Raw genomic sequence first — 12,368 nt, 5'->3', positions numbered from 1 at the left:
TTTATTATTTTTCTACTTCTTTTTTTTATTTTTCTTTAATTTATTCAACCAAATTATTGTTCCGGTAACAGGTAAACTTGTTGCAATTAAACATGCTAAGAAATATATAATCTTAGAAAGCATTCCGTATATTTCTCCTGTATGTAAAGGTTTTATTAAAGAAGCTGTTTTTACATTAAACGGTTTGTCTTTAAAATAATCTACAGCCAAAACTTTGCCTGAGGCATCTAAATATAATTTATCTGTAAAAACGGGAGAAAAACTTGATTCATCAGACTTTCTAAAACTATAATAGTTGTTTCTTTTACTCGGAAAAGTTACCGACAGCTCACCTTTATAATCTAAAGTTTTATTAGCAGTAGTAATCAACTCATCTACAGTTAATATTTTATCCGTAGGTATTTTATCTACATTAAGTTTAACACTAGAACGATTAAAAACCTTCGTACTAAGAACTGTACTTAAACCTTCTCTATAACCTTCAAAAGACCAACATAAACCAGTTAAACCCATGATTATGATAAAAATACAAGCGTAAAAACCTAAAGTATTATGTAAATCATGATTTATTCTTTTCCAATTTGCGTTGAATTTTATTTTAAATCCTTGCTTAAAGTTTTTTAATTTAATTTTTCTTGGAAACCAAAGAACAATTCCGGTAATAGAAAGAATCAAAAATATTATTGTAGCAATACCTACAATTGGTCTACCAACAGTTGTATCTAACATTAACCACCTATGCAATTTAAACATGACAAGTAAAAAAGCATCTGCACTTGTTTTTTGTACTTTCTTTACTTCTGCATTAAAAGGATTTACCAATACTTTTGCGCCTCTTCTTTCTTTTAAATCTTTTTTTACATTAAAAACATAAGGCTTTAAATCTTCTGAAGGAAGTGTAACTCCGGTAACAAAGCCTATTTCTTTTTCTTTTAGCGTATTAACAAGAGAAGAAATGGCTATTTTTTCATTTGTTTCTTCAATTGTAAGCTTTTCAGCAAAAAAATCTTTTATCTCGTGTTCAAATGCTAAAACTGTACCCGTTAAACAGACCACAAAAAGTACAATTCCACTGGCTAAACCAAGCCAAAGATGAATATCGTTTATTAGTTTTCTAAAAGTATATGTAGTTTTTTGTTTCATCAATAGAAATTATATTTATTTAGACTCACTTTAAATAACGAATGCAAATATAAAAATTACTTTGACAAATACAATTTTATTTAGAATTAATATAAATAATTATTCAACAGGGAATATCTTTATGATTATTTCATGATAGTTAATATTTATGTGACCATTATAACTTATTGGTGTCAAAATAATGATGCACGATAAATAATGATTACTTTTGTGCTCTTAAAAATTTTTTTATTTTATGCTAACATATGTAAAGAAAGCGAAAATATTTGGGGGAATACTTCGTTTTAAATTGCATACTACCCTAGTCCTATTCACATTAATAGGTATTTTAAATTCATCTAACGTTTTAGCTCAATCAAGTATAGATTGGAGTACAGCAAATTGGCCACAAGGTTCAACTTCTGGTACTGTTAATTTAACAACGCCTGCTGGTTTTAAGCAAGAATCGGTTACAATTAACATTACTCGTAACGCAGCAGATGGTAATTTTTTCGATGGAATCGTTAATGGTACTAACATGAGGTTTCCAAGAATAGATCGTGCTTCTGGCGGTTTATTTGGTGGTGTAGATGATCTTGGAATTGCGTTTGACCCAGCAGACACTGGTAGAGCAAATGCAAATTCGCCTGTAACCATCACATTAACTTTTAGTCAAAATATAACTAATCTTAGATTTGGTATTTCAGACATAGATCATAGTAATGGTAGGGTCGATAGAGTTGCTGTTACAAGTAATGCAGGCTCACCAAACTCAATAACAATAGTAGACCCACCAAACACTACGGTAGCTTCTACAACTATTAATTCTGCACGATCATCTACTGCAAGAGCAGATTCAGACAATAATGATAACGGGTCTATCATTGTAGATTTTGGGTCTAAGTCAGTAAGAACAGTTACAATTGTTTATACAGATAATAATAATTCGAACGGAGTAAGAGGAGCAGGTTTTTTAGGTAATTTCACATTAAAAACGGCTAGTATAATAGACGCCGTAAACGAGAGCGCAACTACAGCTTATGGCGTTAGTGGTACAGTTGTAAATAATGTTTTATCTAATGATATTTTAAAAACTGTAGCACCAACGCTGTCAACAGTTAATCTTACACAACTTAGTACAACTAATTCTAATATTAGCTTAAATACATCTACAGGCGCTGTAAATGTTTCACCAAATACACCAGTAGGAACTTATACATTAGTATATAGAATATGTGAAAAAGCTTCAACTTCTAATTGTGATACTGCTTCTGTTATAATAACTGTAACACCGCCAGATAATGACAATGATGGTATCGCAGATGATGTAGATTTAGATGATGATAATGATGGTATTTTAGATACAGATGAAAGAAACTTGGTAGACTGTAATACTAAAGCAGCTCCTATATTTAGTTCTGCCAATGGGCCTTTTTCTTATAACGGATCTAATGTTAATTCACCAACAGTTGGTAGTCAATTTTTATATAATGATGTTTATCCTGGAGTAGATGCCATTGTAACAATTGTATCTTCTACAGATACGTCAATAATTAGTTTAGATGTACCAGAAACAACTGCTGGAATAGATAACAATTTTCAACCACAAATTCAGCATGCAAGCCCTACAAGTTTTACAGAATTTAAAATAGATTTTGTTGTTGCAGATACAAACACACCTGCACCAAAAACAACTTACATATTATCAACTATTGATAATGATTTATATGAATTTGTTACTTACAAAGATGGCTATACTGATATTTTACAAACAGACAACCCAAATAATTTAAATCCTTTAACAGGTCAACCAGCCAACGCAGGTGGTTTTAATAAAGGATTTATAAGTGATGGTACTCTTGGAGAAGAAATAGCTGTAGATAAACCAGAATATCAAATAACTGCTACTTATGCACTTAGTTCATCTATAAGTATACGTTTTGGTAATGGTATATCTTCTAACCAACCTTCTTTTCACTCAATAACTTTAGAACCTTGTATTCCTAGTAATAACTGGAGTACTCCACCTGTATTATATGAAGATATCGATTCAGATGGTGATGGTGTTCCAAACTCATTAGACTTAGATTCTGATAACGACGGAATAACAGATGTTATCGAATCTGGTGGTACAGATACTAATAGAGATGGTCAAGCAGATGGAAATGTTGGTACATCTGGTACTACAAATGGTGTACCTAGTTCTGCTGGCACAGGAAATACTCCTGCTAACTCAGACTCTGATACATTACCAAATCATCTAGATATTGATGCAGATAATGATGGTATTCCAGATAATATAGAAGGTCAAACTTCAAATGGTTACATAGCTCCAAGTGGTATCGCAAATACTATTACAGATACTAATAATAATGGTGTAGATGATAATTATGAATCTGGTGCAATAATAGGTTTCGATCCAGAAAACACAGATGGTATAGACAATCCAGATTATTTAGATTTAGACTCAGATAATGATGGCATAACAGATATCAGAGAAAATGGAAATGATAAAAACTCCTTAACTGGTTCAGATTCAGACAACGATGGTTTAGACAATGCTTTTGATGATAATGACGATTCTAGCATTTCTGGAGCTACCGTTAATGACGGATTAAACAGTGGTAATAAGGTTACAGATATCAACTCATTAGAAAATGCTTATGGTGATAACGATGACAACTTTAATCCTGGAGATGGAGATTTAGACTATAGAGATTTTAAAGATTCTGATAAAGATGGAATTGTAGATTCTGATGATTTAGATGATGATAATGATGGTATTTTAGATACAGTTGAAATAGCCTCTTGTGTAGGTAGTTTAAATTATGAATTTTATGATAGTGTTCCTAGCGGAAATACAGTAGATAATATTCCTACTACTGGTGCTACTGCTACTGGTACAGTTACTAATTTTGATGTAACGGCTTTACAAGAAATGGTTACACCATCAGATACCCAAACGTATAGTATTAGATATAGTGGTTATATAAATATTCCATCAACTACAAATTATACTTTTTACTTAAATTCTGATGATGGTTCTAAACTTTTTATAGACGGAAATCAGGTAGTAGATTATGACGGTTTACATGCTGCTGCTGGTTTAGTAACTGGAGACAACATTCCTTTAAAAGAAGGTATACATGAAATTACTGTTTTATTTTTTGAAAATACAGGACAACATTCATTAGATGTAGAATACTCTAGTTCAACCATTTCAAGAAGAAATTTACCATTTTCAATATTATCACCTAATTGTGATACTGATGGAGACGGAATTTCTAATCACTTAGATATAGATGCAGATAACGATGGTATTCCAGATAATATAGAAGGTCAAACTTCAAATGGTTATGTTGCACCAAGCGGAATAGGAACATCAATTACAGACTCTAATAATAACGGTGTAGATGATAATTATGAAAATGGACAAATCGGCTTAACTCCTGTTAATACAGATGCTTCAAACGATTCTATCCCAGATTATTTAGATTTAGACTCAGATAATGACGGTATAGATGATGTTTTAGAAAATGGAGATACTGATAATGGCGCATCTGGTAATGATACTGATGGTGACGGTTTAGACGATAATTTTGATGACAATGACGATAGTAACACAGAAGGTTCTACTGTAAATGATGGTTTAGGTAATGGTAATAAAGTAACTAATGCAGCTACTCTAGATACTGCTTACGGCGATCAAGACAATGATTTCCCTGGTTCGGGTGATTTAGACTACAGAGATAAAAATGATATTGATAATGATGGTGTAGCAGATCTTTTCGATTTAGATAACGATAATGATGGTATACCTGATGTAGACGAAATGGATTGTAGTGGTAATAACCTAGGTAATTCAGCTCCTTTATTGGGTGCTTTTAGAGACAATATCTTTTGGTTAAATTGGGATGGAGATTTCACAAACGGTATAAACTTAGGAGACAGCAAAACATTTACAATGCCAGATGGCTCTACTATAACAGCTACTGTTGTTTCAGCATCAGCTAAAAATGGGTTAACAACAGATTTTGTTCCTGTAGATATGGCTGCTTGGGATGCAAATCCAAATCCACATTTAAAACAATATTACGATACAACACCAGATAATGAAGTTCTTTACAATCCTTCTGGTAAACCTTCTTCTGAAATCGACTTTACAATTCGATTCACAGGTTTAAATAATAATATTGTATTCACACCAAACCTTGTAGTTGCAGATGGTGAAAGTACAGATGAAATTACAGAAAAAGCACAATACTATACTTCGGGTACAAACTGGGAATTATTAGATAACATACCTAATACTTTTACAAATTCTAGTATAAATGCTAAAGAAGCATTTTTAGAAGGAAATAACACTGGTTCTGGAGGAAATGGTTTTTATGTTTTAAAATCAAATAAAGCCAATACAATTAGAGTTGTTCTTAAAAACACTGTAAATGGTTCTTCACAAGGTGTTGCTTTCGGAATTTTCTTAGACTGTTTACCAATAGATTCAGATAACGACGGAATTCCAAATCATTTAGATTTAGATTCTGATAACGATGGTATTCCAGATATTGTTGAAGCTGGTGGAACAGACACAAACGGTGACGGTAAAGTTGACAATATTAATGCCAATGGTACTTTAATTAATGATGCTAACAATAACGGTTTAGATGATTTATATGATGTTGATAACGGTGGTAATACAATCCCTAACTTAGATTCTGATGGAGATGGTATTCCAAATACTCAAGATTTAGATTCAGATAATGACGGTATTGCAGATATTGTTGAAGCTGGTGGAACAGACACAAACGGTGACGGTAAAGCTGATAACTTCGTAGATACTGATAATGACGGATTTAATGATGTTGTGGATGGTGATGTTGGTCAAGATGGTACTTCAGAAAATACTGCAAACGCTTTAATCGTTACTGGTGCTGACACAAATAACGATGGAATACCTAATTCTTATCCAAACGGTGATACTGATAACGACGGAATCTTAGATCATTTAGATTTAGATGCGGATAACGACGGTATCGCTGATGTTGTTGAAGCTGGTGGTACAGATACAAACGGTGACGGTAAAGCTGATAACTTTACGGATGCTGATAATGACGGATTCAATGATGTTGTGGATGGTGACCCTACAAATGCTTTAGCTAACGGTAGTGATGCCAATGGTACTAATACTGATAACGCTTTAATCGTTACTGGTGCTGACACAAATAACGATGGAACACCGAATTCTTATCCAAACGGTGATACTGATAACGACGGAATCTTAGATCATTTAGATTTAGATGCGGATAACGACGGTATCGCTGATGTTGTTGAAGCTGGTGGTACAGATGCAAACGGTGACGGTAAAGCTGACAACTTTGTAGATGCTGATAATGACGGATTTAATGATGTTGTAGATGGTGATCCTACAAATGCTTTAGCTAACGGTAGTGATGCCAATGGTGCTAATACTGATAACGTTTTAATCGTTACTGGTGCTGACACAAATAACGATGGAACGCCTAATTCTTATCCAAACGGTGATACTGATAACGACGGAATCTTAGATCATTTAGATTTAGATGCGGATAACGACGGTATCGCAGATGTTGTTGAAGCTGGTGGAACAGATACAAACGGTGACGGTAAAGCTGATAACTTTACGGATGCTGATAATGACGGATTTAATGATGTTGTCGATGGTGATCCTACAAATGCTTTAGCTAACGGTAGTGATGCCAATGGTGCTAATACTGCAAACGCTTTAATCGTTACTGGTGCTGACACAAATAACGATGGAACACCGAATTCTTATCCAAACGGTGATACTGATAACGACGGAATCTTAGATCATTTAGATTTAGATGCGGATAACGACGGTATCGCTGATGTTGTTGAAGCTGGTGGAACAGATACAAACGGTGACGGTAAAGCTGATAACTTTACGGATGCTGATAATGACGGATTCAATGATGTTGTAGATGGTGATCCTACAAATGCTTTAGCTAACGGTAGTGATGCCAATGGTGCTAATACTGATAACGTTTTAATCGTTACTGGTGCTGACACAAATAACGATGGGACACCAAATTCTTATCCAAATGGTGATACTGATAATGACGGAATTTTAGATCATTTAGATTTAGATGCTGATAACGACGGTATCGCTGATGTTGTTGAAGCTGGTGGAACAGATACAAACGGTGACGGTAAAGCTGATAACTTTACGGACGCTGATAATGACGGATTTAACGATGTTGTAGATGGTGATCCTACAAATGCTTTAGCTAACGGTAGTGATGCCAATGGTGCTAATACTGATAACGTTTTAATCGTTACTGGTGCTGACACAAATAACGATGGGACACCAAATTCTTATCCAAATGGTGATACTGATAATGACGGAATTTTAGATCATTTAGATTTAGATGCTGATAACGACGGTATCGCTGATGTTGTTGAAGCTGGTGGAACAGATACAAACGGTGACGGTAAAGCTGATAACTTTACGGATGCTGATAATGACGGATTTAATGATGTTGTAGATGGTGATCCTACAAATGCTTTAGCTAACGGTAGTGATGCCAATGGTGCTAATACTGATAACGTTTTAATCGTTACTGGTGTAGACACAAATAATGATGGAACACCAAATTCTTATCCAAATGGTGATACTGATAATGACGGAATTTTAGATCATTTAGATTTAGATGCTGATAACGACGGTATCGCTGATGTTGTTGAAGCTGGTGGAACAGATACAAACGGTGACGGTAAAGCTGATAACTTTACGGACGCTGATAATGACGGATTTAATGATGTTGTAGATGGTGATCCTACAAATGCTTTAGCTAACGGTAGTGATGCCAATGGTGCTAATACTGATAACGTTTTAATCGTTACTGGTGCTGACACAAATAACGATGGAACACCAAATTCTTATCCTGCTGGTGATACTGATAACGACGGAATCTTAAATCATTTAGATTTAGATGCTGATAACGACGGTATCGCAGATGTGGTTGAAGCTGGTGGAACAGATACAAACGGTGACGGTAAAGCTGATAACTTTACGGATGCTGATAATGACGGATTTAATGATGTTGTAGATGGTGATCCTACAAATGCTTTAGCTAACGGTAGTGATGCCAATGGTGCTAATACTGATAATGCTTTAATAGTTACTGGTGCTGACACAAATAACGATGGAACACCAAATTCTTATCCAAACGGTGATACTGATAACGACGGTAAACTAGACTTTATTGATATCGATGCCGATAACGATGGTATACCAGATAATATAGAAGGTCAAACTTCAAATGATTATGTAGCACCTAGTGGAATTGGTTCATCTATTACAGATGCTAACAACAATGGAGTTGACGATAATTATGAAGATGGTCAAATAGGTTTAACTCCTGTAAATACTGATAGTAGTGTAGATAACATACCAGACTATTTAGATTCAGATTCTGATAATGACGGTATTTTAGATATTGTTGAAAATGGAGATACAGATAATGTTTTATCTGGATCTGATATAGACAATGATGGTTTAGATGATAATTTTGATGATAACAATGATACTAGTATACAAGGTTCAACTGTAAATGATGGTCTTGGTAACGGTGATAAAGTTACAAATATTACAAATCTAGAAAATGCTTACGGAGATGCAGATAACGATTTCCCTGGAGCTGGAGATTTAGATTATAGAGATACATCAGACAGAGATAACGACGGTATCGCAGATAATATAGATATTGATGATGATAACGACGGTATTTTAGATCTTGTAGAAAATGGAAATAATGATGCTGATGGTGATGAAGATGGAGACGGAACACCTAATTACAGAGATACTACAGATAATGGAAATGCTGGAGATGGTTCTGTAACTAATTATACTGACTCAAATTCTGATGGAATTCCTGATGTGTATGATTTTGATAATGACGGAATTGCAAATCACATAGATTTAGATGCTGATAATGATGGAATACCAGATAACATTGAAGGGCAATCTACTATAGATTATGTTGCTCCATCTGGAAATGATGCTGACAACGATGGTTTAGATGACGCTTATGATGCAACACCAAATGGTAATGCAAATGGTTTAGGATCTTTAGGGTTAAATCCTGTAAATACAGATGCAAGTGCGGCTATTGGTTCAGATACTACTCCAGATTATTTAGATCTTGATTCAGACGGTGATGGTTTATTTGATGTTATAGAATCTGGTGCCGCTTTACCAAATGACGGTAATGGAACATCAACAGGTACATTTGGTGCTAACGGATTGAATGATTTAGCTGAAACTGGAGATACAGATTTAGGTTATACAGATATCAACGGAGAGTACGACAATACACAAACAGATAATTTTGACGATAACGATCAAGATGTTTTAACTGTTGGTGATGTAGATTATAGAGATATTACAGATGATGGAATTCCTATGATAACACAAGTATATCAATTTGAATCAGAAAGATGGATTGAGATTACAAATATCCATCCAACAAAAAGTATTGCTGCTAACCTTATCAATATACAATTATATAAAGATAAAACTGGTGTGCAAACTACTACGCCAGATGTAACGCACACAGTAACATCTGCATTAGCTCCAGGTCAATCGGTTATTTTTGGTAACTCTAATAATACGTTAACTAACATCAATAGTAATGCAATTGCTGTTAAAAACAACGATTTAACTGATATTAGTGGTGCTAATGATATTATTACTTTATCAAAAGTAAATGGGGTCTCTTCTTACGAAAACAGATATGATATTATCGAATCTTTTAAAGATAAAACATCGTATGTAAGAATAGATGAAACGCTACAACCTAATGTAAATTATACAGAAAGCGAATGGGTAGTATTTATAGATGATGCGTTAGATCCTTATAATTTCTTAATTGATTCTGCTGAGAGACATCCACATGATCCGTTAATTTCGGAGATTGAAAGTTCGAACTCAGATGCAAACACCTTGTTAGGATTGCATAGAATAGAGAAAACAACAAGAACTGGTGGTAACTGGAATAATGGTTATCCTGATAGATCTAGATATGTTTCTGTTGATGAAAATTACGAACATCAAAATGAAAGATTAAGTGCGCGTAAATTAGAGGTATTAGGTTCTAATATTCTAGCAATAGACAATCAATTGTTAGTGGTAACCAATAATTTAAATATTACCACAAATGCAGAGATTCGATTGGTTGGAAAAAGTCAGTTTGTACAAACGCATACAGGAGTTGCCGATATTACAGGTAACGGAAAAATGTATGTCGAACAAAACTCTGAACTTGCAAATATTTATAGATACAATTACATGAGTTCTCCTGTAAGAACAGTCGATTTACAAACGTATTCTATAGAATCAGTTTTAAAAGACGGTACAAACCCGGTTAGTTTTACGGGTGTTGTTGGTCAAGGAGCATCAAACATTGCAAGAGATATTAATTTTGTAGGCGGTTATGATGGTAGTACAGGTACACCAATAAATATTGCAGATTACTGGATTTATACTTTTGCTAGCACAAGAGGACAAAGATCTAATTATGAACACAAGTATAAATCAGGAACAATAGCGCCAACAGATGGTTATATTTTTAAAGGACCAGAAGTAGCACAAAACTATACTTTTGTTGGTAATCCTAATGATGGAGAATTAACTACAGCAGTTGGAGGAAGTGACTCTTATTTAATAGGAAATCCATTTCCGTCTGCTATGAATGCTTTAAAATTCATTAAAGACAATATCAATTCTATCGATGGTAGTTTATACTTCTGGGATCATGTAGGCGAAGAAAATACTAGTTCTGAAACTAGCGGACATAATTACCAAGGTTATGTTGGTGGTTACTCTACAATTAATCTTTCTATGGCTGTAGCTAGTTTAGGTAAACCTGCTGTTGGTGCTTTTAGCATAACCTTAGAAGCAGAACAAGCGACAACTAATACTTCTTCAATTACAGATCAAGCAAGAGAAGTTGTAAGATTGAATACAAGTATAGAATTTTTAGAATTTAATAGAATTACAAGAGCTACAGATGAAATAAATATTAATTACAAATCTGTTACAGGTAAGACTTTAATTTTCCTTAAAGACAATGTAGAAGTTGGTTCTTATGATTTACCTGCAACATCAGGTTATGAAACATTTACTATTAACGATTGTGTTATTGTTGGTTCTACTATAAGATTTGAGTCTTTAGATTCTAATACAATTGATATTGACTTTATAGAAATGAATGACGATGATGGAGATGTTTCATGTGCACCATCAAGTGGTACAGATAGTAGTTTATTTAAAACTCCTGGAACTTACATTCCTATTGGTCAAGGATTCTTTATTGGAGGTGATTCTGACGGTGGTCCAATCGTGTTTAACAACAGTCAAAGACAATATGTTACAGAAGATAGTGGAAATGCTGTATTCTTTAAATCTGAAAGAAAAAAGGTTGTTGAGCAAGATAATGGCGACTTTAACACATTGCCTTTATTAAAAATAGGAATGGACTTTGTTAGCGAAGATAGAGAGCCATTACACAGACAAATTGGAGTGTCTTTTAGCCCGAACAATACTTTTGAATTTGAAAAAGGTTTTGATAGTCCTATTAACGATTTAGGTGCAACGGATGTTTATTGGAAGTTTGAAAATAGTGATAACAAATATGTTATTGCAGGAATTCAAAGTGTTTCAAATTCTTTAGAGATTCCTTTTGAAATAATAATGGATTATAAAGGTGCTGTTATTTTAAATTTAGATGATATCAAAAAGGTAAACAACACTATTTTTGTAAAAGATAAATTGAATAACAAAACGTACGACATTACAAATAACGAAGTTGTTTTACAATTAGATAAAGGAGAGCATTTAAATAGATTCTCGATAGTATTTAGTCAAGACACTGTGTTAAGTGTTGATGATGCAAATCTAGAGAATCCAATAAATGATTTAATAACTACTTTCTTAGACAAAACTACTAACGAGTTTGTCATTGATAATAAAAACAATTTAAACATCGAAAACGTAGTATTATTTAACCTTTTAGGTCAAAAAACAAACAGCTGGAACATTGATTCTTCTGATAGTGAAAACAGACTTAAAATTAAGAATATAGCTAACGGAGTATATATTGTAAACATTAAAACTGAAAAAGGTGTTATCAGTAAAAAGGTTTTGTATAACAAATAGTTATAGAAATACATAAAAATAAAAAAGCCCA

General features: G+C 33.6%; 2 protein-coding genes. One reads left to right on the top strand and one right to left on the bottom strand.

All coding sequences use genetic code 11. The annotated features are described in order from the left end of the window. Positions 1-12: 12 nt before the first annotated feature. Positions 13-1,143, bottom strand: coding sequence for a PepSY domain-containing protein (locus tag BXQ17_RS12935; RefSeq protein ID WP_077811043.1), 1,131 nt, complete (start codon positions 1,141-1,143; stop codon positions 13-15). A 235-nt stretch (positions 1,144-1,378) separates the two neighbouring features. Between BXQ17_RS12935 and BXQ17_RS12930 the strand changes: the two genes are divergently transcribed. Further along, entirely contained in the window at positions 1,379-12,337 is a 10,959-nt protein-coding gene (locus BXQ17_RS12930; protein WP_077811042.1) for a PA14 domain-containing protein, read from the top strand. Positions 12,338-12,368 lie beyond the last annotated feature (31 nt).

The organism is Polaribacter sp. BM10, from assembly GCF_002005425.1.
Lineage (GTDB): Bacteria > Bacteroidota > Bacteroidia > Flavobacteriales > Flavobacteriaceae > Polaribacter > Polaribacter marinaquae.
The sequence above is the reverse complement of the archived record's forward strand: the minus strand, read 5'-3'. Positions and strand labels throughout refer to the sequence as shown.